Source organism: Ectopseudomonas guguanensis (genome assembly GCF_900104265.1).
GTDB lineage: Bacteria > Pseudomonadota > Gammaproteobacteria > Pseudomonadales > Pseudomonadaceae > Aquipseudomonas > Aquipseudomonas guguanensis.
On the sequence record NZ_FNJJ01000021.1, the window covers coordinates 1 to 24,655 of the forward strand.

The window sequence follows — 24,655 nt, forward strand, 5'->3', positions numbered from 1 at the left end:
CCGACAAGGTCATCGTCAAGAACGTCTTCAGTGGCACCAGTTCCACTGCTACGGTCAACAGCAATGCACTGATCGAACGCCTGGAGTTTGCTGACGGCTCCTCTCTGACCTGGGCGCAAATCACCCAGCAGGGGCTGATGCAGTTTGGCACCGATGGCAAAGACGAGATGATCGGTTACTCCGGTATCGACGAGATGCACGGCGGTGCAGGTAACGATGTCATCGATGGCGGCACCGGGACCAATCGCCTCTATGGCGGTGCCGGTAACGACACCCTCAAGGTCAGCACTACTGCCCGCGACAACCTCTTCGTCGGCGGCACCGGGGATGACACCCTCCATGGCAGCTTCTACAGCGACACCTACCTGTTCAACCTCGGCGACGGCGCCGACACCATCTACGAAATCGCTAACGGATATGCCAATGTCACTGACGTGCTGCGTTTCGGCGAAGGTATTGGTGCCGAGCAGATCTGGCTGGGCCGCAGCGGTAACGACCTGCAGCTCCAGTTACTGGGTACCGATGACCAAGTTTTCATCAAGAACTGGTACAGCAGCACGTCCAGCCAGGTTGAGCAGTTCCAACTAGATGATGGGCGCGCGCTAAGCTCCAGCCAGGTCAATAACTTGGTGAATGCCATGGCAGCCTTTGGCGCTCCCGCTGGTGGCGAAAGCGGCCTGACACCGACTCAGAAGGAACAACTGGACTTGGTTATCGCAGCCAACTGGCAGTAGTACGCATAGATAAGGGCTGGTAATCCAGCCCTTATCCTTAGCTGCACGCAGAACTTCCCCGGAATGCGCGCCGGTTCATGAAACCCGCCTTGTGCCGGCACCGTGCTTTCGCAAGAATGCGCGCTCTCTGTCGATGACCGATGAGTCAGCGACAGCATGCCAACAATAACCGGGCATCGATCCGGTAGTCCCCGAGGGGGCGAGGCCGGCGTCATCCGCCAGGCCGAACCCTGCAAGCCATCCCAATTCGCATCCAGGCCCGCCAGTTTCGGCGCAGGCCTCGCCGTGCGTTTTCCGTAAAAGGTATGTCGATGTTCAAGACCTCTCTGGCGGTTGCCCTCGCCACCCTGCTGTGCTCTGCCCAGGCCCTGGCCGAACCGATCCTGATCAAGTTCTCCCACGTGGTGGCGGAGGACACGCCCAAGGGCAAGGGCGCCCTGATGTTCAAGCGCCTGGCCGAGGAACGCCTGGCCGGCAAGGTACAGGTGGAGGTGTATCCCGACTCCACGCTGTTCGGCGATGCTGACGAGCTGCAGGCGCTGCGCGACAACAAGGTGCAACTGCTGGCGCCGTCGCTGTCGAAGTTCGAGCAATACACCACGCAGCTGCAGGTGTTCGACCTGCCCTTCCTGTTCGATGACCTGGAGGCGGTCAAGCGCTTCCAGAAGCGCGAGAAGAGTCGCGAGCTGCTGCGTTCGATGGCCAGCCACGGCATCTACGGCCTGGCCTACTGGAACAATGGCATGAAACAGCTCTCGGCCACCCGCGCGCTGCACACGCCCGCCGACGCCGCCGGCCTGGCGTTCCGCATCCAGCCGTCGGAAATTCTCGAGCAGCAGTTCGCCCGGGTCGGCGCCAGCAGCCTGCGCCTGCCGTTCGCCGAAACCCGCGCCGCCCTGCAGGCCGGGCGCGTACAGGGTGCGGAGAACACCTGGTCGAACCTCGCCAGCCAGCAGCTGGGCGCGCTGCAGCCCTATGTCACGGAAACCGATCACGGCGTGCTGAGTTACATGCTGGTGAGCAATTCCGGCTTCTGGACCAGCATCCCTTATCAGATTCGCGTGCAGTTGGAGGCGATCATCGACGAGGTCACCCTGGCGGTGAATAGCGAGGCCGAAGCGCTCAATGCCCGCGATCGCCAGCGTCTGACCGCGGCCGGCAGCCAGCTCGTCAGCCTCAGCGGCGAGCAGCGTGCCGCCTGGCGCGCGGCGATGCAGCCGTTGTGGCAGGAATACGAAGGCAGGATCGGCAGCGACGTGCTGCGTGCGGCGCAGACGGTCAACCGCCGCTGACCGTCCTCTGCCAAAGACCTGCAGCCGGCGCTACCGGCGCCGTTGCAGGCCGCCGGGCACTCAGGCCTCTTTGGCCTGCAGGCCGGCGTAAAGGCGGGTCAGCTCGTTGAGCTGGCGGAACAGCGAGTCGGTGCTGACGGTGATCGCGGTCGGCACGAAGTCCTGCGCGGCGTGCAGGTCGATGCCCTTGAGGGTAAAGCCCCAGTGGGCACGGGCGCGGCGCTGCGCGTTGGCGATCTCCTCGTTCGGCGTACCGCGGGCTTCCAGTTCCTTGAGGATGGTTTCGAAGTCGCTCACGGCCTTGTCCAGCTTGGCGTCCAGGTCCGGCGCCGGCACACGCCAGGACTTGGCCATGTAGAGCATGGCGATGCGCTGGGTCTGCACGCGTGCCCAGCCGGTGCGGTGCACGGAAGCGCCCATGGCGCCCAGATGCTTGCCCATCAGGTCGCTGACATTCTGCGCCTGCTGCAGCAGCTCCTCGCTGGTGGCGAGCATTTGCGCCGCCTTGGCCTGCTCCGGCTTGGCTTCGATCTGCTGGCGATGGACGGCCCAGGTGGCATCGACCTTGGCCAGCGCGGCCTTGATTTCGGCAGTCGGCGCATAGCCCGCCAGCGCCTTCTGGCTGGCGTCGAAGCGCTCGATGGTTTCCTTCAACTGGCGCTGGGCAGCATCGACACGCACATCGGCGCCGATCATCAGATAGTTCTTGGCCATGCGCTGGGTCAGCGAGCGCTGCAGACCGGCCATATTCATGGCTTCGGAATCGCTCAACTGCGCCAGGCCGGGCATGCTCACCAGCGCGGTGCAGGCGAGCAGAATGAGGGTCAGGTACTTCTTCAACACGTCGGTACTCCAATTTTCGAGAACGGGGCTATGCACCGCTGGCGAATGCCGGCAGTGACGAATGAACCCTTGAATACGGGGTTTTTATTGGAATGCGGGGGGCAGTTCTGACGGGCACTGGGCCCAGATGCTGCGGGAAAGGGCGCCATGATAGCTGTTAAAGTGCCATCATTCTGTGCGGCCGGTCATGAAGCGGACGACTGGTCGTCATCCACCTCGCCGCAAGATAAAAAAGCCGCCAGTCGCCCAGCAACACAGGGGAAGACGACTGACGGCCGAGGCGCTGGCGCAATCCTGATCAGGACAGCAGGCTGACCACCGTGGACCTGCTGATGTTGGCCTGGGCCACCACGGTCTGGGTCACCGCGGCGTAGCTGCTGGGGCTGCGGCGCATCAGGTTGAACACCTCGCCGGCGAAGTCGCGCGCCCATTCACGTTCGTTCTGCTCGGCATGGCGGGCGAGAAACTCGCGGATCTCTTCCTGGCGATGGCTGAGCTGCTCGCGCAGCGCGCCAATCTTGTCCAGCGCCGCCACCACTTCGTCCAGCGCCCGGCGCATCTCGCGCGCGCCGTCCAGGCGGGCGGCATCGGGCAGGCGCAGCAACTGGTCTTCCTGGCTGACCACGGGCGCCGCGGCCTTGGCCGCCAGCTTGCCCTCGCCCTGCACGCGCAGCTCGCCCTTGAGCTGCTGCCATTCGCTTTCGCGGGCGCTGAATTTCAGCGCGCCGCCGTTATCCACTTCGGCGCGGATGCCGGCCGGGCCAAGGCCGGCATTGAAGCGGCGGAGAATCTGCTGCTCGCTCAGGCCCTCGTCGAGCACCACCGCCAGCGGCTCGGCCAGCTTGCGCCCGGCGCTGAACAGCAGGGTTTCCTTGCCGGCCTGCTGGATGGTCGCCATGGATTCCAGACCCTGCAGGCTGAAGCGGCTGCGCACCGGCTCGGTGAGGCGCAGCTTGAAGCTGGCATCCAGCGCCTCGCTGGAACGCTGGCCGCGCTCGGCGAGCAGCTGACGCACCTGTTCCAGCTCGCGCTTGAGGCCTTCGCGCTCGCCGGCCTGGGCATTGCTCAGCTCGCGGCTGAGGCTGAGCTTGAGCTGGCCGAGGCGCCCGGCCAGTTCGCCGAGGTAGCTGTCGGCGGCCTGCATCGAGGTCAGTTGCTGGTTGAGCTGCAGGTTGAAGCTGGTGCTCTTGCCGCGCGGCTGCGCCGCGGGCTCGGCGGGCATCTGCTTGCGCTGGCGCTGCACCGCCTGCTCGCCCTGCACCGGGCGCCGCGCCTGCGGATCGAGGGCGGTGACGACCGGCAGCTGTTTGTCGACCTTGATCACAGGCGCCACTCCTTAGAGAAGACTGAACAGCGACATCTGGTTGATCTTCAGGTAGGTCTTCTGCGTCGCGCCGAGGGCCAGCTGATAGTTGTTCAGGTCGATGGTGGCACCGGCGTAGTCCAGCTGCGACAGCTCGCCTTCGATCTTCTGGTTGACCAGCGAGACGTCCTCGTTGCTGTCCTTGAGCAGGCTCAGGGCATTCTGCCGGCCGCCCAGCTCGGTGATCGAGCCGAGCACCCGGCCATGGGTGTCATCCAGTGCGCCAAGGGTATCGACGATCTGCTGGCGTACGGCCGGGTCGGTGACGTCCAGCGCCGGGTCGCGCAGCGTGTTGATCAGCCCGCGCAGCTGGTTGAGCATGTCCACGCCCGCGCCGAAGACGCTGGCCGCGGTGACGTTCTCGTCCACCAGCACGCCGTTGGCCACGGCGGCCTGACGGTGCTTGTCGTTGCCGGTGACGCTGTAGGTCTGGGTCGCGGCATCGAAGGCCAGCGCCGGGGTGTCGCTGAGGGTGCCGGAGAACAGGTAGCGGCCCTCCTCGTCGCGCACGTTGGCGAAGCTGAAGATGGTGTCCTCGATGATCGACAGTTCGCCAGCCATGGCCGCCAGGTCTTCGCTGGTGTTGGAGCCGTTGGCCGCCCACAGCAGCAGGTCGCGCACGTTGAGCATGGCGTCGGAGGTGGACTTGAGGTTGGCCTCCTGGGTCGACAGGCTGCCGGAGACGTTGGCGATGTTCTTGCGAAACTGCTCCAGGCTCGCCTCCTCGCGCTGCACGCGCAGCACCCGCACGCTGGCGATGGGATCGTCGGACGGCAGCAGGATGCGCTTGCCGGTGGCCATCTGCTGCATCAGCTTGCCCAACTCGGCGGAACTGGCGTTCATCGAGTTGTGCATCATCGAGGTGATCTGCGAGTTGGTGATGCGCATCATGGCTGAATCTCTCTGAAGCCGCGTCAGAAGGCGGCAAGCATGTCGTCGAACAACTGGTTGGCGGTGCTGATCACCTTCATGTTGGCCTGGTAGGCCTGCTGGTAGGTCATCAGGTTGACCGCTTCCTCGTCCAGGCTCACGGCGCTAACGCTGTCGCGCTGCGATTGCGCCTGCTGGGTCACGGCGGTGGCGGATTTGAGGTCGGCCTGGTTCTGCCGGCTGTCGCTTGCCACCTGGCCGAGCAGGCCGGCGTAGGCGTCGTTGAGGGTGACCTGGCTGCCGTTGAGGGTGATGGTCTGGTTCTTCAGGCCGAGCAGGTCGAGCAGCACCTCGTTGTTGCCGCTCTCGCCGGCGGCCGAGGAGAACGCCAGTTGCTCGGCGGTCAGGGCCTCGACACGCAGCAGGGCGGTGGTGCTGTTGGGGTCGTAGGCGAACAGCGGCTGACCGGGGTTGCCGGCCAGGTCGAAGCCGGTGGCCAGCACGTCGTTGACCATCTGCGTCAGCTGGCTGGCCATGTCGTGCAGGGCCTGCTGGTTCGGCCGCAGGCTGGCGTACTCGACGTCATGCAGACCACCGAAGGCGCCGCCGAAGCCGTCCTGGCGCAGCGGGAAGCTGGTGCCGGCGAAGGCCAGGCTGACGTCCTGCTCGCCGCTCGCGGTCATCGCCACCTTGAGCTGGCCGGCGGTGGGCCCGGCCACCAGCGGCTGGCCGTTGGCCAGGGCAACGCTGACCGAGCCGTCCGGGGTTTCGTTGACGCGCAGCTTGGCGAACTGGCTGAGCTGGCCAATCAGGCTTTCGCGATGATCACGCAGCGCGGTGCTGTCGCCCTTGACCGACTCGGTCTCGACGATCTTCTTGTTGAGCAGAGCGATGTTCTCGGTCAGGCCGTTGATCTCGGTGGCCATGGCGCTGCGCTGCTCCTGCAGCGCCTTGATCTGCGCGTCGATGTTGCTGTTCAGGCCGTTGAAGCGCTGCGCCAGGTTGCCGGCCTCGCTGATGATCTGCTGACGCAGGGCGATGGAGCCCGGCGTGGCACTGGCCTCGCTCAGGGCGGCAAAGAACTGGTCGAGGCCGGCGCTGATGCTCGAACCGCTGCCGGACATCAGTGCTTCCAGCGCGGTCAGGTACTGCTGCGAGGCGCTGTAGAAGCTCTGCTCGGTGGTGGCGCGCCACAGCTGCTGGTTGTGGAATTCGTTGGTCATGCGGCGGATGCTGATCACCTCGACGCCGCCGCCGACGCTCAGCCCGCCCTGCCCGGCCAGCGACCCGGTGATGGTCTGCAGGCGGCTGAAGCCGGGGGTGTTGACGTTGGCGATGTTCTGCCCGGTGCTGGCCAGGGCGACCTGGCTGGCACGCACGCCGCTGTAGGCGATCTGGTTGAGGATGCTCACGAATTAACTCTCCTGCCGCTCGAAGCGCATCGGCTGAGCGAAGGCCGCCAGACGCGGCGCACGGGCGTCGTCGGCAGCGGATTGGGCTGTTACTGAGGACAGGGCGACGGAATCGGCGGCGGACTTAAATTCGCCGCGCACCAGCGCCTGCTTGCCGGCCACGGCGCCGAGCAGCAGGCCGCTGTCGGCGCTCAGGGCACTGGCCAGCTGCTGGCGGGTCTGCGCGCTGAGCGGGCTGCTGGCCTGGGCATCGCGCGCAGGCGCGGGCGCCGCCTCGGTCTTGGCCAGGTCGCCGAGAATCTTGCGCGTGTAGTCACGGGTTTCCTGGAAGGGAATACACTCGATCCAGGCGCCGGTGGCGATCTCGCCGCGGCGCGGGTCGCCGTGCACCTTGAGCCATTCGTCGACGCGGCCGGGGCCGGCGTTGTAGGCGGCCAGCGCCAGGGCCTGGTGCCCGTCGTAGCGCTGCAGCATCTTGTCCAGGTAGGCGCTGCCGAGACGGCGGTTGTACGCGGCATCGCTGGTCAGGCGCGCCTCGTCGAACGGCAGGCCGAGCTCGGCGGCCATCTCCCGCGCGGTGTCCGGCATCAGCTGCATCAGGCCGCGCGCGCCCTTGGGCGACACGGCATCGACGCGGCCGGCCGACTCCTGCTGGATGACCCGCTCGACCAGGGCGAGAAAGCCCGCCGACCCCTTGTCCCAGGCCTGGCCGAGGCTTTCGACGCCGCGCTGCCAGGTGCTGCGCAGCGGCTCCAGCAGGCTGCCACTGCGCGACGGCAGCTCGGCGACCCGCGCCGCTGCCGCGGCGGCCTCCAGGTCCGGCGTCAGGGACGCCGAGCCGGACAGCTGCTTGACCAGCATGTCGGCGATGCCGGTCTGCTTGCGCCCGGCCAGGGTCTCGGCCAGTACTTCGTCGTAGAAGTCGCGCATGGTGTCCATCTCGCGGCTGCGCATCGGGTTGCCTTCGGCGAGCACGTCGCTGGCCTTGCGCATCTGCTTGAGGATCTGCTGCAAAAACAGCGCCTCGAACTGCTCGGCGGCGGCCTGCAACTGCTGCTCGCGGGCGGTACCGATTCCGTCGGCGCTGCCGCGGTGGCTGTTCATGTGTTGGGCGAGGGAAACGATGCTCATGGCTCAGATCACGATCAGTTCGGCATTGAGGGCACCGGCCTGTTCCAGCGCCTGGAGGATGCTCATGACATCGTCCGGAGTGGCGCCGAGGCTGTTCACGGTGCTGATGATGCTGTCCAGGCTGGCGCCGTCGGGCCACTTGAACATGGCGTTCTTGTCCTGGCTGACGGCGACGTCGGAGCGCGGCACCACAGCGGTCTGGCCGCTGGAAAAGGCATTGGGCTGGCTAACCTGCGGGTTCTCGCTGATGGTCACGGTCAGCGTACCGTGAGCCACGGCGGCGGCCTTGACGCGCACGCCCTGGCCGACCACCACGGTACCGGTGCGGCTGTTGAACACCACCTTGGGCCGCTCGCGGCCTTCTTCCACTTCGAGACCCTCCAACATGGCCATGAAGCCGATGCGCTGGGTGCTGGTAATGGGTGCGCGAATGGCGATCTTGGTCGAGTTCAGGGCGCTGGCGGTGCCGCTGCCGAAACGGCCGTTGACCGCCTCGACCACCCGGGCGGCGGTCTGGAAGCTGGGTTGGCGCAGGTTGAGCATGACTTCGTCACGCTCGCTGAAGTCGCTGGGGATCATCCGCTCGACGGTGGCGCCGTTGGGCACACGGCCGCTGTTGGCCGAGTTGATCGCCACGCTGGAGCCGCTCTGGCCGGTGGCATTGAGGCCGCCGACGACGATGGCGCCCTGGGCCAGGGCATAGGTTTCACCGTCGACGCCCTGCAGCGGGGTCATCAGCAGCTGGCCGCCGCGCAGGCTCTTGGCGTCGCCCAGCGAGGCGACGGTGACGTCCACCGTCTGCCCCGGGCTGTAGGACGGCGGGATTTCCGCGGTGACGGTGACGGCGGCGACGTTCTTCAGCTTGGGATCGACGTTCGGCGGCAGGTTGATGCCGAACTGCTTGATCATGTTGGCCACCGACTGGCTGGTGAACTTAACCTGGTTCTTGTCGCCGGTGCCGTCGAGACCGACCACCAGGCCATAGCCGATCAGCTGGTTGCCGCGGATGCCTTCGATGTCCACCAGGTCCATCAGCGGCACGGCGGTGGTCGACAGCGGCCAGGCCAGAAGCAGGGCGACGAGTGAGCGTTTGAGCATGACCAGGCCTCAGAGCGGGAAGATCGGGTGGGTGAAGAAGCGCGTCAGCCAGCCTGCCGAGTTGCTGTCGTTGAGCACGCCGCGGCCGGCGTAGGAAATGCGCGCGTTGGCCACGTTCTGCGAGGACACCTGGTTGCTGCGGTTGATGTCGTCGACCCGCACCAGGCCAACCAGGCGGATGTACTCGTCGCCCTGGTTGAGGCGCAGGGCCTTCTCGCCCTTGATCAGCAGGGTGCCGTTGGGCAGCACCTGATGCACGGTGACCGCGATGGAGCCGCGCAGGGTGTTCTGCTGCGAGCTGCGCGCCGAGCCGTTGAAATCACGCTCGGCCGCAGCGGAGCTTTCCAGCTGGTCATACTGCTTGCCCAGCACGGTGGGAACGCCCACCGAAACCCCGGACTTCTTGCCGAAGCTGGTGCCGGCGCTCTTGCTCGACTGGGTGGACTCGTCCAGCACCACGGTGAGGATGTCGCCGACCCGCACCGCGCGCTTGTCGCCGACCAGCGAGCCGCTGTAGCCGCTGCGGAACAGCCCGCCGCTGGTGGTCGGCGGCACGCTGTAGTCCAGCGCCAGTGGCTCGTAGTGGCTGGAGTCCTCGTCGGGCAGCATCTCGTTGAAGCTGGCGCAGCCACCCAGGGTCAGCAACAGGGCAAGCGGGAGCAGGCGTTTCATGGCGGTCACACGGTCTGGTTGAGGAACTGCTGCATGCCGGACGCGGCGTCAAGCACCTTGGCGTTGGCCTCGTAGGCGCGCTGGATGGAGATCATCGCCACCATGGCCTCGACCACCTGCACGTTGGAGCCTTCCAGCACGCCCTGCTTGATGGTGCCCAGGCCCTCTTCGCCCGGCACGCCCTCGACCGGCTCGCCGCTGGCCACGGTTTCACGATAGAGGTTGCCGCCGAGGGCTTCCAGGCCACCCGGGTTGGTGAAGTTGACCAGAGTGATCTGGCCCAGCTCCGACGGCAGGGTGTCGCCGGCCAGCACCGCGGTGACGATGCCGTCGCTGCCCACGGTGAAGCGGCTGCTGCCGGCCGGCACTTCGATGTTCGGCGTCAGCGGCAGGCCCTGGGAGTTGACGATCATGCCTTCGGCGTTGAGCTGCAGCTGGCCGTTTTCGGTGTAGTAGATGTCGCCGTTGGGCGCTTCCACCTGGAAGAAGCCGGCACCGATGATCGCCAGGTCCATGGGCTGGCCGGTGGTCTGGATGCTGCCTTCGGTGAACACCTTTTGCGTGCCGGCCACGCGCACGCCGCTACCCAGCTGAATGCCGGAAGGCACGGTGTTGACCTGATCGGCCTGGGCACCGGGCTGCAGCTCGATGGCGTAGAACAGGTCCTCGAACACCACGCGGTCGCTCTTGAAACCGTTGGTGTTGACGTTGGCCAGGTTGTTGGCCACGGCGCTCATGGCCTTGTCCTGGGCGGCCAGGCCGGTCTTGCTGACCCAAAGGGCGGAACTCATGTGCGTTACCTCGTTTGTCTGTAGCCCGGATGCGATCCGGGGAAATGTTCCCGGATTGCATCCGGGCTACGCGTCTTGTCCTGTCACCCCGTGGGGTGGGCCGGCTTCAGTGTGTAGGGTGGGCTTCAGCCCACCATTGCAGAACGAGCCGGTGGGCTAAAGCCCACCCTACGGTCCTGCGGGCCTACGAACCGCGAATCATCCGGTTGCCGGCCTCGGACAGGTCCTCGGCGGCCTTCATCATCTTCACCTGGGTCTCGAACAGGCGGTTCAGGCTCATGGTCGCCACCAGCTGATCGATGGCACCGACGTTGCTCGCTTCCAGATAGCCGGAAACCAGCACCGGCGCTTCCATGTCCTCGGCCGGCTGGCCATCGGTTCGCGCCAGCAGTCCGCTGGCATCCTTGGTCAGGTCGGCAGCGTCGACGTCGACCACACGGATGCGATCGACCTCGGCGGTCACGAAATCGCCGCGCGGGATCACCGACACCGTGCCGTCGCGACCGATATGCAGGCTGTCGTACTCCGGCAGCACGATGGGGCCGCCCTCGCCCAGCACGGCGCGGCCGTTCAGGGTCAGGCGCAGCTCGGCGTCGACCTGCAGCGCGCCATTGCGCGTGTAGCGCTCGGCGCCGTCGTCGCCCTCGACGGCGAACAGGCCGCGGCCCTGGATCGCCACGTCGAGGTCGCGGCCGGTCGCCATCAGTTCACCGGGCGCCAGGTTGACGCCATTGTTCTTCACCCGCGCCAGGTGTCGGCTGTCGTAGCCGTAGCCTTCCACGGCGACGGCCTGGGCCTGCTCCAGGTCGGCACGGAAGCCGGGGGTGTTGACGTTGGCCAGGTTGTTGGCGCGCACCGTGAGCGAGCTCATGGTGCGGCTGGCGGCGGTCATTGCGGTATAGCCGAGACGGTCCATGGGTCAGCCTCAGATCGCGCCGAACAGCACTTGGGTGAGTTCCTTGTTGGTGGTCAGCACCTTGGTGTTGGCCTGGTAGTTGCGCTGGCCCTCCATCAGGCCGACCAGCTGCTGGGTCAGGTCGACGTTGGAGTTCTCCAGCGAACCGGCCACCAGTGCGCCGAACGGGCCGACGCCGGGCACGCCGATCAGCGCCGCACCGGACTCGGCGGTTTCCACCCAGGCGGTGCCGCTGACGTTCTTCAGGCCGCCGGCATTGGCGAAGTTGGCCAGCGCCACCTGGCCCTGCAGCATGCGCTGGCCGTTGCTGTAGTTGGCGTAGACCATGCCGTCCTTCTCCACCGACAGGCCGGTCTGCTCGCCGGCCGCGTAGCCGCTGGCGCGGTTGTTGGTGACGACGAAGTCGGAGCCGTACTGGCTGGAGTTGCTGTAGTCGATGGCGATGTTCATCGGGTCCACGCCCGGCAGCGGGAAGCCGACGGCCACCGGACCGACCGGCGCAGTGAGGCTGCCGTTGGTGCCGAAGGTCAGTGCCTGCGGGCCAGCGACCGCGGCGCCGTCAGCGTAGTAGTGGGCCTCCCAGCTGTTGTCGGCGGTCTTGACGAAATACTGGGTCAGGGTGTGTTCCTTGCCCTGGGAGTCGAACACCTTGGTGGTGTAGGTGGAGTTGTAGGTGTTGACGTCCGCCGGATCGAAGGGCGCGGCAGTCGGCACGCTCTGGTTGGAGTCCAGGTTCATGACGAACTTCAGGCTGTCGGTGGCGCGCGCCGGCAGGTTGGCGTTCTGCAGCTGCAGGTCGCCCATGGCACCTACCTGCAGGTTGCCGGCGGCGTCTACCGGGTAGCCCTGCAGCTTCTGCCCGCTGGCGCTGACGATGAAGTTGTCCTTGTCGGCGCCGAACACGCCGGCGCGGGTGTAGCTGACGTCACCGTTGCTGCCGCGGGTGACGAAGAAGCCACCGCCGGAGATGGCCAGGTCCAGGCTGCGCCCGGTGGTCACCAGGGAGCCGCCCTGGCTGATGCTCTGGGTGGTGGCCAGCACTTCCACGCCCATCGCCTGGCTGTCGGCGTAGATGCTGCCGAACTCGGTGCGCGACGACTTGAAGCCGGTGGTGCCGGCGTTGGCGATGTTGTTACTGATGGTGTTGAGCTGTTCGTTGACGGCGCTGAGGCCGGTCATGGCGATGTTGAAACTCATGGCGACTGGACCTTTGAATTGAACGAATGGGAGGGTTCAGAGCAGACCGGCGGTCTGCGTCTGGCCGAATTCGGTGATGTTGTAGAAGGGCACGGAGCCGACGCCGATGACTTCCAGCACCGGGCCTTCGGCGCTGACGCGCACCTGGGTGACGCGGCCGGCCATCTCGACCTTGGGGTACTCGCCGCTGTCGCTCTTGACCTCAACCTTGTAGCTGCCCGGCGCCAGGCCCAGGGCCTTGGGGTCCAGTTCGAAGGGCACGCGCCCCGGCGCCTGGGAACCGAGGTCGATTTCCTTCTTCACGCCGTTGCTGTCGGTAATCACCAGAGCCAGCTTGCCGGCGGCATGCTCGAGGTTGACCTCGCCCCTGGCCTTGTCCGCGCCCAGTTCCAGCCGCTCGGTGGCCACCTTCACTTCCTGACCGACCAGGCCGGCTGCGGTAAGGGTCTGCAGATTGTCCAGCAGCACCAGGTTGCTCTTGCTCAGCGAGGCCATGTTCTCCAGGCTCTTGACCTGGCTCATGGCGGCGAACTGGTTGAGGAACTCGGTGCTGTCCACCGGCTTGGTCGGGTCCTGGTTCTGGATCTGCGCGACCATCAGGGTGAGGAAGTTGTTTTCCAGCTGGGTCGCGTCACTGACGTTGACCGCCTGTTTGACCGCCTCGTCGATGCCGTAGACGGAAGTGTTCTGGTTGTTGTTGCTGACCGCGGTCATCAGGATTCTCCGAGCTTGAGCAGGCCCTGCTGCATGCTTTTCAGGCGATTGAGCACTTCCACGCTGGTCTCGAAGCTGCGAGTGGCCGACATCATGTCGGTCATCTCCTCGATCTGGTCGATATCGGCGTAGAACACGTAGCCCTGGTCATCGGCCAGGGGGTTGTCCGGCTCATAGCGGCGCACCGGCTCGCGGCCGGCGGTGACCACGTCGAGCACCTGCACATGGGCGCCGCCCATGCCCACGCCGCGGGTCAGCTGGTCGTTGTTGTAGACGGCGGCGAACACCGGCTTGCGCGCCTGGTACACGTCCTCGGCCTTGGCCGCCGCCGAGTCGGCGTTGGCCAGGTTGCTGGCCACGGTATTCAGGCGCACGGTCTGTGCGTTCATCGACGAACCGGCGATGCGGTAGATGGAGTCGAAAGCCATGCTCAACGCCCCTCGATGGCCTGTTTCAGGCCGCGGAATTTCATGCTGAGAAAGGTCAGGCTGGTCTGGAAGTCCATGGCGTTCTTGGAGAACGCGGCCTGCTCCACACTCAGCTCGACGCTGTTGCCGTCCTGCGACGGCTGGGTCGGTACGCGGTACTTGAGCTCGGCGCTGCTGGCGGCGAAACGCTGCTGCGGATCGAGGCGCTGCATCTCGCCGGCGAAGTCGATATCACGGGCGAGGAAGCCCGGGGTGTCCTCGTTGGCCAGGTTGGCCGCGAGAATTTCGCTGCGCTGCATGCGCAGTTCGAGCGCGCGACCATGCACGCCCACCACGTCATCAATCCGTATACTCATTCACCGGTACCCTTAACCCAAGGTTGTGCCCAGGTGCCTTGAGCACAAAGCGTGCCCAACCCAAAAGAGAGTCGTATTGCATTGATTTTTCAGGGTTTTACCAGAGCAATCGGGGACTTTCGCGTCGCCCTTTTTCCGCATCGGCGTATCGCCGGGAGGAAAAGCGGAAAGGCTTTTTCCGCCTGCGCGTCGGTGCTCTTCCTCCTCGTGACGCAGCCGGCCACGGTGGCGCATGCGCAGGCGGATGCCGCCAGCCAGATCGACCAGGCGATCGCCGCACACATGCAGCAGCAGCTCGCCGCCGAGGCCAAACGCCAGGCCTGGCAGGGCATGCGCCACAGCCTCGATACCAGTCTGCTGAGCAGCGCCGAGCGGCTGCCGGCCTGCAGCCGGGCGCTGCGCGTGACGGTCGGCAGCGATGATCCTGCCGCGTTGTCGCGCCAGCGCCTGGAGCTGAGCTGCGCAGATACCCCCGGCTGGAGCGTCACGGCCCTGGTGCAGGCCAACGTCCTCCTGCCGGTGGTACACGCCGCGCGGGTGATAGAGCGCGGCCAGACCATCGCCGCCGAGCAGCTGCAACTGCAGGAAGTGAACATCGGCAAGGCATCGCGCGGCTTCTACAACAGCCTCGATGAGGTGGTCGGCCAGGGTGCCAAGCGCCGTGTGCGCGCCGGCCAGCTGATCGCGCCGAACCTGCTGGCTGCCCCCCTGCTGATTCGCCGTGGCCAGCAGGTGACCATCATCGCCAGCCAGGACGGCATTTCCGCCTCGGCCACCGGCGAGGCGCTGGCCAATGGCCGCGCAGGCGAGGTGATCCGCGTGCGCAACCTCGGCAGCCAGAAGGTGATCGAGGCGCAGGTGGTGGAAGAAGGCGTGGTGACCAGCACCTTCAGGTAGGCTGTCATGCCACGTGGGCGGCGCTTGCGCGGCGAGCGGGTCTGGCGGCTCGCGGCTAAAGCCCCTCCCACAAATATCCAAGGCGGGTGCAACCCGCCACTCTTATCAGGCGGGTTTTCTGCCGCCCTACGCCCAGCCTTCCAGGCGCATGGTGGCGCGCACCAGGCGCTGCTCTTCCTGCTCGATCTCCTGCAGGTTGTCGCGAATGCTGTGGATATGGTCGCGCGCGGCGCGCTGGGCCTGTTCCGGCAGACGTTCGATCACCGCGTGATACAGCCGTGAATGCTGGCGGTCGATCTGCCGCTTCTGCGCCGGACGGTGGTAGAGGTTGTTCACCGAGGCGAACACGGTGCTCAGCATCAGGTCGGTCAGCGACTGCAGGGTGTGCACCAGCACCGGGTTGTGCGAGGCCTCGCAAATGGCCAGGTGGAAGGCGTGGTCGAGGCGCGCATGCTCGCGCGGGTCGACCGGCTGCTCCTGGGCATGGGCCGCCAGCATCTCTTCATAACGCCGGGTCAGCAGCACGAAATCCGCCTCGGTGCCGCGCAGCGCCGCCAGCCGCGCCGACTCTCCCTCGAGCAGGCCGCGTACCTCGAGCAGGTCGTAGAGCGTGCGCGGCTGCGAGTTGAACAGGTGCATCAGCGGGCTGGCGTCGCGCTCGCCGCTGAGCTTGGCCACCCGTGAATCACGGCCCTGCGCAGTCTCGATGATGCCGCGCCCGCGCAGCACCTTGAGCCCTTCACGCAGCGCCGAACGGGAGATGCCCAGCTTTTCGCACAGGCGCCGTTCCGACGGCAGCGGCTGGCCCACCTTGAGCACGCCATCGACAATCAGCCGCTCGATACGCTCGGCCACCACATCGCTCACTTGGCGCCGTGCGGCGCCCTGATCCGCCTCCATTTCCGCCCTCCCCACACTGGTCGTACCAGTTTTAACGGACATCTGCTTTCAGGCCATAAGCCATAGCACAGGCCAGAAAGCATAAGCCCTTTATCGGAATCCTGGTGAAAGCCTGACGAAAGAAACTGGTCCTACCAGCACCATGGAGGATGGACGGGAAAAATCAGACGGCCTAAACATAGCGCCCATGGTCGCGGCATGACCGCCAACAAGAACAACGTCCACGATTGAGCCTGCCATGAGCATTCTGTACGACGAGCGCGTCGACGGCGCGCTACCCAAGGTCGACAAGGCCGCGCTGCTGGCCGAGTTGCGCCAGTGCCTGCCCGACCTCGACATCCTGCATACCGCCGAAGACCTCAAGCCCTACGAGTGCGACGGCCTGTCCGCCTACCGCACCACACCGATGCTGGTGGTGCTGCCCGAGCGCATTGAGCAGGTGCAGCAGTTGCTGCAGCTCTGCCATGCCCGTGGCGTACCGGTGGTGGCGCGCGGCGCCGGCACCGGCCTGTCTGGCGGCGCGTTGCCGCTGGAAAAGGGAATCCTGCTGGTGATGGCGCGCTTCAACCAGATTCTCGAGGTCAACCGCGAAGGCCGCTTCGCCCGGGTCCAGCCCGGCGTGCGCAACCTGGCGATTTCCCAGGCGGCCGCGCCCTTCGACCTGTATTACGCCCCCGACCCCTCGTCGCAGATCGCCTGCTCCATCGGCGGCAACGTCGCCGAAAACGCCGGCGGCGTGCACTGCCTGAAGTACGGCCTGACCGTGCACAACCTGCTCAAGGTCGACATCCTCACCGTCGAGGGCGAGTCCATGACCCTCGGCAGCGACGCCCTGGACGCGCCAGGTTTCGACCTGCTGGCGCTGTTCACCGGCTCCGAAGGCATGCTCGGCATCGTCACCGAAGTGACGGTCAAGCTGCTGCCCAAGCCGCAGGTGGCCAAGGTGCTGCTGGCGGCCTTCGACTCGGTGGAGAAGGCCGGCCGCGCCGTGGGTGACATCATCGCCGCCGGCATCATCCCCGGCGGCCTGGAAATGATGGACAACCTGGCCATTCGCGCCGCCGAAGATTTCATCCATGCCGGCTACCCGGTGGAGGCCGAAGCCATCCTGCTCTGCGAGCTGGACGGCGTGGAAGCCGACGTTGCCGACGATTGCGAGCGCGTGCGTGAGGTGCTGGAAAAGGCCGGCGCCACCGAAGTGCGCCTGGCTCGCGACGAGGCCGAACGGGTGAAATTCTGGGCCGGACGCAAGAACGCCTTCCCCGCGGTCGGGCGCATCTCGCCGGACTACTACTGCATGGACGGCACCATCCCACGTCGCGAGCTGCCCGGCGTACTGCGCGGCATCGCCGAGCTGTCCGAGGAATACGGCCTGCGCGTGGCCAATGTGTTCCATGCCGGCGACGGCAACATGCACCCGCTGATCCTCTTCGATGCCAACGTGCCGGGCGAGCTGGAGCGCGCCGAGGCCATCGGCGGCAAGATCCTCGAGCTGTGCGTCAAGGTCGGCGGCAGCATCACCGGCGAGCACGGCGTCGGCCGCGAGAAGATCAACCAGATGTGCGCGCAGTTCAACAGCGACGAGATCACCCTGTTCCATGCGGTGAAGGCGGCGTTCGACCCGAGCGGCCTGCTCAATCCGGGCAAGAACATCCCCACCCTGCACCGCTGCGCCGAGTTTGGCGCCATGCACGTGCACCACGGCCAACTGCCCTTCCCGGAACTGGAGCGTTTCTGATGTCGCATGATTTCGACGCCAGCGCCGCGCTGCTGGAACAGGTCAACCACGCACTCAACAGTGCCACCCCGCTGCGCATCCAAGGCAGCGGCAGCAAGGCCCACTTGGGCCGCGCCACCAGCGGCGAGGTGCTGGATACCCGCCAGCATCGCGGCATCGTCAGCTACGACCCCACCGAGCTGGTGCTCACTGCCCGGGCCGGCACGCCGCTGGCCGAGATCGAGGCAGCGCTGGAGGCCAACAACCAGATGCTGCCGTGCGAACCGCCGCACCTGGGCGATGGCGCCACCCTGGGCGGCATGGTTGCTGCCGGGCTGTCCGGCCCGCGCCGACCCTGGGCCGGTTCGGTGCGCGACCAGGTGCTCGGCACCCGCGTGATCACCGGCCAGGGCAAGCTGCTGCGCTTCGGCGGCGAGGTGATGAAGAACGTCGCCGGCTACGACCTGTCGCGGCTGATGGCCGGCAGTTTCGGCTGCCTCGGCCTGCTCGCCGAAGTCTCGCTCAAGGTGCTGCCCAAGCCGCGCCAGGTGCTCAGCCTGCGCCTGGAAGTGGACGCCCTGCATGCCCTGAACAAGCTCGCCGAATGGGGCCAGCAGCCGCTGCCGATCAGCGCCGCCAGCCACGACGGTGCCGCGCTGCACCTGCGCCTGGAAGGTGGCGAAGGCTCGGTTCTGGCCGCGCGCCAACGCCTGGGTGGCGAAGAGATCGACAACGCTTACTGGTACGAACTGCGCGAACAACGCCTGCCGTTCTTCAGCGCCAGCGGCACGCTCTGGCGCCTGTCGCTGCCGGCCAATAGCGGTCTGCTCGACCTGCCCGGTCGCCAGCTGATCGACTGGGGCGGCGCGCAGCGCTGGCTGAAGACGGACGCCGACGGCGAGCTGATCCAGCGCGTGACGGCCAAGCTCGGCGGCCATGCCACCTGCTTCGCTGCCGGCCAGGCGCAACCTTTCCAGCCGCTGGCTGCCCCTCTGCTGCGTTACCAGCGCCAGCTGAAGAACCAACTCGACCCCCAGGGCATCTTCAACCCTGGCCGCATGTACGCCGAGGTATAAGACGTGCAGACCAATTTGAGTGAACAGGCCAAGCGCCTGCCGCGCGCCGAGGAAGCCGAACGCATCCTGCGCTCCTGCGTGCATTGCGGCTTCTGCAACGCCACCTGCCCGACCTACCAGCTGCTCGGCGACGAGCTGGACGGCCCGCGCGGGCGCATCTACCTGATCAAGCAGATGCTCGAAGGCGGTGAAGTGACCACCAAGACCCAGGAACATCTGGATCGCTGCCTGACCTGCCGCAACTGCGAGACCACCTGCCCATCCGGCGTGCAGTACCACAACCTGCTGGATATCGGCCGCGAAGTGGTCGAGCAGGCGGTGCCGCGGCCGCTGAACGAACGCCTGCTGCGCCAGGGCCTGCGTGCCGTGGTGCCACGCCCGGCGCTGTTCAAGACGCTGACCCAGACTGGTCTGGCCCTGCGCCCACTGCTGCCGGCCGCGCTCAAGGCCAAGCTGCCGCGCGAGGTTCGCCCGGCCAAGCCACGCCCGACCACGCAGCACACGCGCCGTGTGCTGCTGCTCGAAGGCTGCGTGCAGCCGGGGCTGTCGCCCAACACCAACGCCGCCACCGCGCGCGTACTCGATCGCCTCGGCATCAGCGTCACGCCGATCCGCGAGGCGGGCTGCTGCGGCGCCGTGGACTATCACCTCAACGCCCAGGAAGCCGGGCTGCAACGCGCGCGGCAGAACATCGACGCCTGGTGGCCGGCCATCGAGTCCGGCATTGAGGCCATCGTGCAGACCGCCAGCGGCTGCGGCGCCTTCGTCAAGGACTACGGCCATCTGCTCGCCAGCGATCCCGCCTATGCGAGCAAGGCGGCGCGGGTCAGCGCCCTGGCCAGGGATCTGGTCGAAGTGCTGCTGGGTGAGCCACTGGAACAGCTGCAGGTACGCGCCGAGCAGCGCCTGGCCTTCCACTGCCCCTGCACCCTGCAGCATGCGCAGAAGCTCGGCGGCGCGGTGGAGGGCGTGCTGACGCGCCTCGGCTTCGGCCTGACCGCCGTGCCGGACAGCCATCTGTGCTGCGGCTCGGCCGGCACCTATTCGCTGACCCAGCCGATGCTGTCGCGGCAGCTGCGCGACAACAAGCTCAACGCCCTGGAAAGCGGCAAACCGGACGCCATCGTCACCGCCAATATCGGCTGCCAGACCCATCTGGACGGCGCCGGACGCACGCCGGTAAGGCACTGGATCGAGATAGTCGAGGAGGCAATGGGATGAGCCACGCCTGTGGGAGGCGCTTTAGCGGCGAGCTTTTATCGCGGCTGAAGCCGCTCCCACGGCTATTCTCCGGTAGCCCCGATCAAATCCGGGAACACCCATGACGTAAATCCCGGATTGCATCCGGGCTACGAAACCGCGAACACGAGGTATGCCATGCAACACAAAGCCGTACTCAGCCAGAACGAAGTCGCCCAGATCATCGAGGCGGCCCGCAGCGAAGCGCAGCAACAGGGCTGGGCCGTGGCCATCGCCGTGGTCGACGACGGCGGCCACCCGCTGGCCCTGGAACGCCTCGACGGCTGCGCGCCGATCGGCGCCTATATCGCCACCGAAAAGGCGCGCAGCGCCGCTATCGGCCGCCGCGAAACCAAGGGCTACGAGGACATGGTCAACGGCGGCCGCACCGCCTTCGTCAGCGCGCCGCTGATCACCTCGCTGGAGGGCGGCGTGCCGCTGCTGGTGGATGGCCAAGTGGTGGGCGCCGTGGGCGTGTCCGGGGTCAAGGCCGAGCAGGATGCGCAGGTGGCCAAGGCGGGTATTGCGGCGCTGTAAGCAGCGCGCATCGTTTTCTCCCCTCTCCCGCTTGCGGGAGAGGGGCTGGGGGAGAGGGCTGGAAGCGACGCGAAACGCCGCTATTCCCCTCTCCGTACGCGGCCCGCCCTAACCCTCCCCCAGAGGGGCGAGAGGACTGATCGAGGCGAGACGAAATTCATAGGCATCCCAGGCAAGCGGATGCAGACAGGAGAACTGGAAAATGACCGAACGCGTGCAATGTCAGCGCCTGCAGGTAGCCGCCGAGCTCAAGCAGTTCATCGAAAGCGAGGTGCTGCCCGGCAGCGGTGTCGAGGCGGCGGCCTTCTGGAGCGGTTTCGATGCGTTGGTACATGACCTGGCACCGCGCAACCGCGCCCTGCTGGCCGAGCGTGATCGCCTGCAGAGCGAGCTGGATGCCTGGCATCGCGCCCATCCCGGCCCGATCACCGACATGAGCGCCTACCGCTCCTTCCTCGAATCCATCGGCTATCTGCTGCCGCAGCCGGAGAAGGTCAAGGCGACCACCGCCAATGTCGACAGCGAGATCGCCACCCAGGCCGGCCCGCAGCTGGTGGTGCCGGTGATGAACGCCCGCTACGCACTCAACGCCGCCAATGCCCGCTGGGGATCGCTGTACGACGCCCTGTACGGCACCGATGCGATCAGCGAAGAGGGTGGCGCCAGCAAGGGGCCGGGCTACAACGAAGTACGCGGCGCCAGGGTGATCGCCTTCGCCCGCGCCTTCCTTGACCAGGCCGCGCCGCTGGCCCAGGGCTCGCACGCCGACGCCAGCGCCTATGCCGTGGTCGCCGGCCAGCTGCAGGTTACCCTGAGCAGCGGTGCACAGACTTCCCTGGCGCAACCGGAGAAATTCGTCGGCTTCCAGGGCGAGGCCGCCGCGCCGAGCGCCGTGCTGCTGAAGAACAACGGCCTGCACTTCGAGATCCAGATCGACCCGGCGAGCTCCATCGGCCGCACCGATGCCGCAGGGGTGAAGGACGTGCTGATGGAAGCGGCGCTGTCCACCATCATGGACTGCGAGGACTCCGTAGCCGCCGTCGATGCCGCCGACAAGGTGCTGGTCTACCGCAACTGGCTGGGTCTGATGAAGGGCGACCTGGCCGAGGAGCTGGACAAGGGCGGCAAGCGCATCACCCGGCGCCTCAACCCCGATCGCGTCTACACCGCCGCCGATGGCAGCGAACTGACCCTGCACGGCCGCTCGCTGCTGTTCGTGCGCAATGTCGGCCATCTGATGAGCAACCCGGCGATCATCGATGGCGAAGGCCATGAGATTCCCGAGGGCATCCTCGATGCGGTGGTCACCAGCCTGATCGCCCTGCATGACCTCAAGCGTCGCGGCAACTCGCGCACCGGCAGCGTCTATATCGTCAAACCGAAGATGCACGGGCCGTTCGAAGTGGCCTTCGCCAACGAGCTGTTCGGTCGCGTCGAGCAACTGCTGGGCATGCCGGCGGGCACCCTGAAGATGGGCATCATGGACGAGGAGCGGCGTACCAGCGTCAACCTCAAGGCCTGCATCGAGGCCGCCAGCGCGCGTGTTGCCTTCATCAACACCGGCTTTCTCGACCGCACCGGCGATGAGATGCACACGGCCATGGAAGCCGGCGCGATGCTGCGCAAGGGCGACATGAAATCCAGCGCCTGGATCGCCGCCTACGAGCGCAACAACGTGCTGGTCGGCCTGGCCTGCGGTCTGCGCGGCAAGGCGCAGATCGGCAAGGGCATGTGGGCCATGCCGGATCTGATGGCAGCCATGCTCGAGCAGAAGATCGGCCACCCGAAAGCCGGCGCCAACACCGCCTGGGTGCCGTCGCCGACCGCCGCCGTGCTGCACGCCCTGCACTATCACCAGATCGACGTGCAGGCGGTACAGAGCGAGCTGGAACTGATCGACCTGGCCAGCCAGCGCGACAGCCTGCTGAATGACTTGCTCAGCGTACCGGTCAGTGCCGAACGCCCCTGGAGCGCCAGCGATATTCAGCAGGAACTGGACAACAACTGCCAGGGCATCCTCGGTTACGTGGTTCGCTGGGTCGAGCAGGGCGTCGGCTGCTCCAAGGTGCCGGATATCCACAACGTCGGCCTGATGGAAGACCGCGCCACCCTGCGCATTTCGGCTCAGCACATCGCCAACTGGCTGCACCACGGCGTGGTCAGCGAGGCCCAGGTGCGCGAGACCCTGCAGCGCATGGCCCAGGTGGTCGACGGGCAGAATGCCGGCGATCCGGCCTACCGGCCGATGGCGCCGAACTTCGAGCAATCCCACGCCTTCCGCGCCGCCAGTGATCTGGTGTTCAAGGGCCGCGAGCAGCCGTCCGGCTATACCGAGCCGCTGCTGCATGCCTGGCGTTTGCGTTTCAAAGAGGAGGTTTGAATGACTGTGGGAGGGGCTTCAGCCGCGAGCTTTCTATAGCTTGCTTGTCGCGGCTAAAGCCCCTCCCACACAAAGCGAGTTCGCAGCCGTGGATGGCCTGAAAGCCTCCACCGAGCAGTAACAAGCCCTGACGGTTTCTGACCGTCGGGGCTTTCGAGCATGAGCGCGGCGGCTGCCGTCGCGGCTCGCGGAAAGGCCGGTGCCGTGGCGCCCGGCCCTTCCAGATGCGTGGCGCCGGGTAGTCCCGGAAAACTGTGGTTCACAAGAAAAAGAAGGAACCAACCCATGAGTCAAACGCTGCTGTCCATCCTGGCCTTCGTGCCGCTGGTGCTGGCGGGTGTACTGCTGATCGGCTTTCGCTGGCCGGCCAAGTATGCGATGCCGCTGGTGTTCGTCCTCACCGCCCTGATCGGCCTGCTGGCCTGGGACATGTCCCTCAACCGGGTCATCGCCTCCAGCCTGCAGGGGCTGATCCTCACCGCCTCGATCCTGTGGATCATCTTCGGCGCCATCCTGCTGCTCAACACCCTCAAGCATTCCGGGGGCATCGCGGCGATTCGCCGGGGCTTCTCCAACATCAGCCCGGATCGCCGCGTGCAGGCGCTGATCGTCGCCTGGCTGTTCGGCTGCTTCATCGAGGGCGCCTCCGGTTTCGGTACCCCGGCCGCCGTGGCCGCGCCACTGCTGGTAGCCCTGGGCTTCCCGGCCCTGGCCGCAGTGGTGCTGGGCATGATGGTGCAGTCCACACCGGTGTCCTTCGGTGCCGTGGGTACGCCAATCCTGGTGGGCGTCGGCGCCGGCCTGGACAGAACCGGCATCACCGAACAACTGGTGGCCACCGGCAGCACCTGGGAAACCTTCTTCCACCTGATCTATTCGCGGGTGGCCATCACCCACGGCCTGATCGGCCTGCTGATGCCGCTGATCATGGTGATGATCATGACGCGCTTCTTCGGCCGCAATCAGAGCTGGAAGGAAGGCCTGGCCATCGCGCCGTTCGCCATCTTCACCGCCTTCGCCTTCTCCCTGCCGTACATGGCCGCCGGCGTGTTCCTCGGCCCGGAATTCCCCTCGATGATCGGCGCCCTGGTCGGCCTGGCCATCGTGGTGCCGGCAGCCAAGGCCGGCTTCCTGCTGCCTAAGGAAAGCTGGGACTTCGCTGACCCCAAGGACTGGCCAAGCGAGTGGATGGGCCGGATCGAGATGAAGCTGGAAGAAGTGGCCGGCAAGGCGCCGATCTCGGTGCCGATGGCCTGGGCACCCTATCTGCTGCTGGCGGTGTTCCTGGTGATCTCGCGCACCTTCCCCGAGGTGAAAGCGGCGCTGATGAGCCTGAGCTTCGGTTGGAAGGACATCCTCGGCGAGACCGGCGTGTCCGGCACCATCGAGCCGCTGTACCTGCCGGGCGGCATCCTGTGCATGGTGGTGCTGGTGACCTTCTTCCTGCATCGCATGCGTTTGTCCGAACTCAAGGCGGCAGTGGGCGAGTCGAGCAAGACCCTGCTCGGCGCCGGCTTCGTGCTGATCTTCACCATTCCCATGGTGCGCATCCTGATCAACTCGGGGGTCAATGGCAGCGACCTGGCGTCGATGCCGGTGGCCATGGCGCAGCTGGTGGCCGACAGCGTCGGCGGCGTGTATCCGTTCTTCGCCCCGGCGGTGGGCGCGCTGGGTGCCTTCATCGCCGGCTCCAACACCGTATCCAATCTGATGCTGTCGCAGTTCCAGCTCAACGCGGCGCAGCTGATCGGCGTGTCCGGGGCGATGATGGTGGCGGTGCAGTCGGTCGGCGCGGCGGCGGGCAACATGATCGCCATCCACAACGTGGTAGCGGCCTCGGCGACCGTCGGTCTGCTCGGCCGTGAAGGCATTACCCTGCGCAAGACCATCCTGCCGACGCTGTATTACCTCGCCATGGCCGGGGTGATCGCGCTGGTGGCGATGTATGGCATGGCGCTGAGCGACCCGCTGATGACCGCTCGCTGACGCCACGGGCCGTGCACGCACGACCCGACTTTGGTTGGCCACCGGCCGGCGGCGATTGCCACCGGCCGGCTTGGCGCATCCACGCAATTGCGGTAGCTTGCCGGCA

General features: G+C 66.4%; 23 protein-coding genes. 9 read left to right on the forward strand and 14 right to left on the reverse strand.

Going from position 1 to position 24,655, the window contains the following annotated elements; translation table 11 throughout:
* The coding region (locus tag BLS61_RS22755; RefSeq protein ID WP_090435165.1) for a calcium-binding protein at positions 1 to 734 on the forward strand (734 nt) is incomplete at its 5' end.
* A 311-nt stretch (positions 735 to 1,045) separates the two neighbouring features.
* Complete coding sequence (locus BLS61_RS22760; protein WP_090435168.1) at positions 1,046 to 2,026, forward strand: DctP family TRAP transporter solute-binding subunit; 981 nt, start codon at positions 1,046 to 1,048, stop codon at positions 2,024 to 2,026.
* 60 nt (positions 2,027 to 2,086) lie between these two features.
* Here the strand turns inward: BLS61_RS22760 and BLS61_RS22765 are convergent, their stop codons facing one another.
* From BLS61_RS22765 to flgB, 13 genes are all read right to left on the reverse strand, one after another.
* Positions 2,087 to 2,869, reverse strand: coding sequence for a type IV pili methyl-accepting chemotaxis transducer N-terminal domain-containing protein (locus BLS61_RS22765; RefSeq protein WP_090435171.1), 783 nt, complete (start codon positions 2,867 to 2,869; stop codon positions 2,087 to 2,089).
* Between the two features lie 298 nt (positions 2,870 to 3,167).
* Positions 3,168 to 4,190, reverse strand: a complete 1,023-nt coding sequence (locus BLS61_RS22770) for a hypothetical protein (RefSeq protein ID WP_167358770.1) — start codon at positions 4,188 to 4,190, stop codon at positions 3,168 to 3,170.
* A 15-nt stretch (positions 4,191 to 4,205) separates the two neighbouring features.
* Positions 4,206 to 5,123, reverse strand: a complete 918-nt coding sequence (gene flgL, locus BLS61_RS22775) for a flagellar hook-associated protein FlgL (protein ID WP_090435177.1) — start codon at positions 5,121 to 5,123, stop codon at positions 4,206 to 4,208.
* Positions 5,124 to 5,146: 23 nt separating this feature from the next.
* Positions 5,147 to 6,514: a flagellar hook-associated protein FlgK gene (flgK, locus tag BLS61_RS22780; protein WP_090435180.1), complete on the reverse strand. Its 1,368-nt coding sequence runs from the start codon at positions 6,512 to 6,514 to the stop codon at positions 5,147 to 5,149.
* A 3-nt stretch (positions 6,515 to 6,517) separates the two neighbouring features.
* Complete coding sequence (locus BLS61_RS22785; RefSeq protein WP_090435182.1) at positions 6,518 to 7,645, reverse strand: lytic transglycosylase domain-containing protein; 1,128 nt, start codon at positions 7,643 to 7,645, stop codon at positions 6,518 to 6,520.
* A 3-nt stretch (positions 7,646 to 7,648) separates the two neighbouring features.
* A complete protein-coding gene (locus BLS61_RS22790; protein WP_090435184.1) occupies positions 7,649 to 8,743 on the reverse strand; it encodes a flagellar basal body P-ring protein FlgI in 1,095 nt (364 codons plus the stop codon).
* 9 nt (positions 8,744 to 8,752) lie between these two features.
* The gene (gene flgH, locus BLS61_RS22795) at positions 8,753 to 9,415 is read right to left on the reverse strand and encodes a flagellar basal body L-ring protein FlgH (protein WP_090435302.1); all 663 of its coding nucleotides are present in this window, start codon (positions 9,413 to 9,415) and stop codon (positions 8,753 to 8,755) included.
* A 5-nt stretch (positions 9,416 to 9,420) separates the two neighbouring features.
* Positions 9,421 to 10,206 carry a flagellar basal-body rod protein FlgG gene (gene flgG, locus BLS61_RS22800; RefSeq protein WP_090435187.1) on the reverse strand — a complete coding sequence of 262 codons (786 nt, stop codon included), beginning with the start codon at positions 10,204 to 10,206 and terminating at the stop codon, positions 9,421 to 9,423.
* 184 nt (positions 10,207 to 10,390) lie between these two features.
* Entirely contained in the window at positions 10,391 to 11,122 is a 732-nt protein-coding gene (locus BLS61_RS22805; protein ID WP_090435190.1) for a flagellar basal body rod protein FlgF, read from the reverse strand.
* Between the two features lie 9 nt (positions 11,123 to 11,131).
* Entirely contained in the window at positions 11,132 to 12,319 is a 1,188-nt protein-coding gene (gene flgE, locus BLS61_RS22810; RefSeq protein WP_090435192.1) for a flagellar hook protein FlgE, read from the reverse strand.
* Positions 12,320 to 12,355: 36 nt separating this feature from the next.
* Positions 12,356 to 13,033, reverse strand: coding sequence for a flagellar hook assembly protein FlgD (gene flgD / locus BLS61_RS22815; RefSeq protein WP_090435195.1), 678 nt, complete (start codon positions 13,031 to 13,033; stop codon positions 12,356 to 12,358).
* Entirely contained in the window at positions 13,033 to 13,461 is a 429-nt protein-coding gene (gene flgC / locus BLS61_RS22820; RefSeq protein WP_090435199.1) for a flagellar basal body rod protein FlgC, read from the reverse strand. Before flgC ends, flgD begins: the two co-directional genes overlap by 1 nt.
* 2 nt (positions 13,462 to 13,463) lie before the next feature.
* Entirely contained in the window at positions 13,464 to 13,817 is a 354-nt protein-coding gene (flgB, locus tag BLS61_RS22825) for a flagellar basal body rod protein FlgB (RefSeq protein ID WP_090435202.1), read from the reverse strand.
* Positions 13,818 to 14,009: 192 nt separating this feature from the next.
* Between flgB and flgA the strand changes: the two genes are divergently transcribed.
* The gene (flgA, locus tag BLS61_RS22830; RefSeq protein ID WP_244158001.1) at positions 14,010 to 14,714 is read left to right on the forward strand and encodes a flagellar basal body P-ring formation chaperone FlgA; all 705 of its coding nucleotides are present in this window, start codon (positions 14,010 to 14,012) and stop codon (positions 14,712 to 14,714) included.
* 126 nt (positions 14,715 to 14,840) lie between these two features.
* Here flgA and glcC read toward each other — a convergent pair whose 3' ends face one another.
* Positions 14,841 to 15,614, reverse strand: a complete 774-nt coding sequence (glcC, locus tag BLS61_RS22835) for a transcriptional regulator GlcC (RefSeq protein ID WP_090435208.1) — start codon at positions 15,612 to 15,614, stop codon at positions 14,841 to 14,843.
* Between the two features lie 238 nt (positions 15,615 to 15,852).
* On the opposite strand from glcC, the gene glcD reads away from it, so the two are divergent.
* From glcD to BLS61_RS22865, 6 genes are all read left to right on the forward strand, one after another.
* Entirely contained in the window at positions 15,853 to 17,352 is a 1,500-nt protein-coding gene (gene glcD / locus BLS61_RS22840; protein ID WP_090435211.1) for a glycolate oxidase subunit GlcD, read from the forward strand.
* Positions 17,352 to 18,407 (forward strand): glycolate oxidase subunit GlcE, encoded by a 1,056-nt coding sequence (gene glcE, locus BLS61_RS22845; protein WP_090435214.1) that lies wholly within the window; start codon positions 17,352 to 17,354, stop codon positions 18,405 to 18,407. Before glcD ends, glcE begins: the two co-directional genes overlap by 1 nt.
* Positions 18,408 to 18,410: 3 nt before the next feature.
* A complete protein-coding gene (gene glcF / locus BLS61_RS22850; protein WP_090435217.1) occupies positions 18,411 to 19,628 on the forward strand; it encodes a glycolate oxidase subunit GlcF in 1,218 nt (405 codons plus the stop codon).
* Between the two features lie 156 nt (positions 19,629 to 19,784).
* Positions 19,785 to 20,183, forward strand: a complete 399-nt coding sequence (locus BLS61_RS22855) for a heme-binding protein (RefSeq protein WP_090435220.1) — start codon at positions 19,785 to 19,787, stop codon at positions 20,181 to 20,183.
* 202 nt (positions 20,184 to 20,385) lie between these two features.
* Positions 20,386 to 22,563, forward strand: a complete 2,178-nt coding sequence (locus tag BLS61_RS22860) for a malate synthase G (RefSeq protein WP_090435222.1) — start codon at positions 20,386 to 20,388, stop codon at positions 22,561 to 22,563.
* 285 nt (positions 22,564 to 22,848) lie between these two features.
* Positions 22,849 to 24,549 carry an L-lactate permease gene (locus BLS61_RS22865; protein ID WP_090435225.1) on the forward strand — a complete coding sequence of 567 codons (1,701 nt, stop codon included), beginning with the start codon at positions 22,849 to 22,851 and terminating at the stop codon, positions 24,547 to 24,549.
* Positions 24,550 to 24,655: the final 106 nt, after the last annotated feature.

What these genes read in the sequence shown, in the direction of transcription:
- BLS61_RS22760 (WP_090435168.1), top strand. Translation starts at nt 1,046, where the DNA reads ATGTTCAAGACCTCTCTGGCGGTTGCCCTCGCCACCCTGCTGTGCTCT.
- flgL (WP_090435177.1), bottom strand. Translation starts at nt 5,123, where the DNA reads ATGATGCGCATCACCAACTCGCAGATCACCTCGATGATGCACAACTCG.
- BLS61_RS22785 (WP_090435182.1), bottom strand. Translation starts at nt 7,645, where the DNA reads ATGAGCATCGTTTCCCTCGCCCAACACATGAACAGCCACCGCGGCAGC.
- BLS61_RS22790 (WP_090435184.1), bottom strand. Translation starts at nt 8,743, where the DNA reads ATGCTCAAACGCTCACTCGTCGCCCTGCTTCTGGCCTGGCCGCTGTCG.
- flgH (WP_090435302.1), bottom strand. Translation starts at nt 9,415, where the DNA reads ATGAAACGCCTGCTCCCGCTTGCCCTGTTGCTGACCCTGGGTGGCTGC.
- flgG (WP_090435187.1), bottom strand. Translation starts at nt 10,206, where the DNA reads ATGAGTTCCGCCCTTTGGGTCAGCAAGACCGGCCTGGCCGCCCAGGAC.
- BLS61_RS22805 (WP_090435190.1), bottom strand. Translation starts at nt 11,122, where the DNA reads ATGGACCGTCTCGGCTATACCGCAATGACCGCCGCCAGCCGCACCATG.
- flgE (WP_090435192.1), bottom strand. Translation starts at nt 12,319, where the DNA reads ATGAGTTTCAACATCGCCATGACCGGCCTCAGCGCCGTCAACGAACAG.
- flgD (WP_090435195.1), bottom strand. Translation starts at nt 13,033, where the DNA reads ATGACCGCGGTCAGCAACAACAACCAGAACACTTCCGTCTACGGCATC.
- flgC (WP_090435199.1), bottom strand. Translation starts at nt 13,461, where the DNA reads ATGGCTTTCGACTCCATCTACCGCATCGCCGGTTCGTCGATGAACGCA.
- flgB (WP_090435202.1), bottom strand. Translation starts at nt 13,817, where the DNA reads ATGAGTATACGGATTGATGACGTGGTGGGCGTGCATGGTCGCGCGCTC.
- glcC (WP_090435208.1), bottom strand. Translation starts at nt 15,614, where the DNA reads ATGGAGGCGGATCAGGGCGCCGCACGGCGCCAAGTGAGCGATGTGGTG.
- glcD (WP_090435211.1), top strand. Translation starts at nt 15,853, where the DNA reads ATGAGCATTCTGTACGACGAGCGCGTCGACGGCGCGCTACCCAAGGTC.
- glcE (WP_090435214.1), top strand. Translation starts at nt 17,352, where the DNA reads ATGTCGCATGATTTCGACGCCAGCGCCGCGCTGCTGGAACAGGTCAAC.
- BLS61_RS22855 (WP_090435220.1), top strand. Translation starts at nt 19,785, where the DNA reads ATGCAACACAAAGCCGTACTCAGCCAGAACGAAGTCGCCCAGATCATC.
- BLS61_RS22860 (WP_090435222.1), top strand. Translation starts at nt 20,386, where the DNA reads ATGACCGAACGCGTGCAATGTCAGCGCCTGCAGGTAGCCGCCGAGCTC.
- BLS61_RS22865 (WP_090435225.1), top strand. Translation starts at nt 22,849, where the DNA reads ATGAGTCAAACGCTGCTGTCCATCCTGGCCTTCGTGCCGCTGGTGCTG.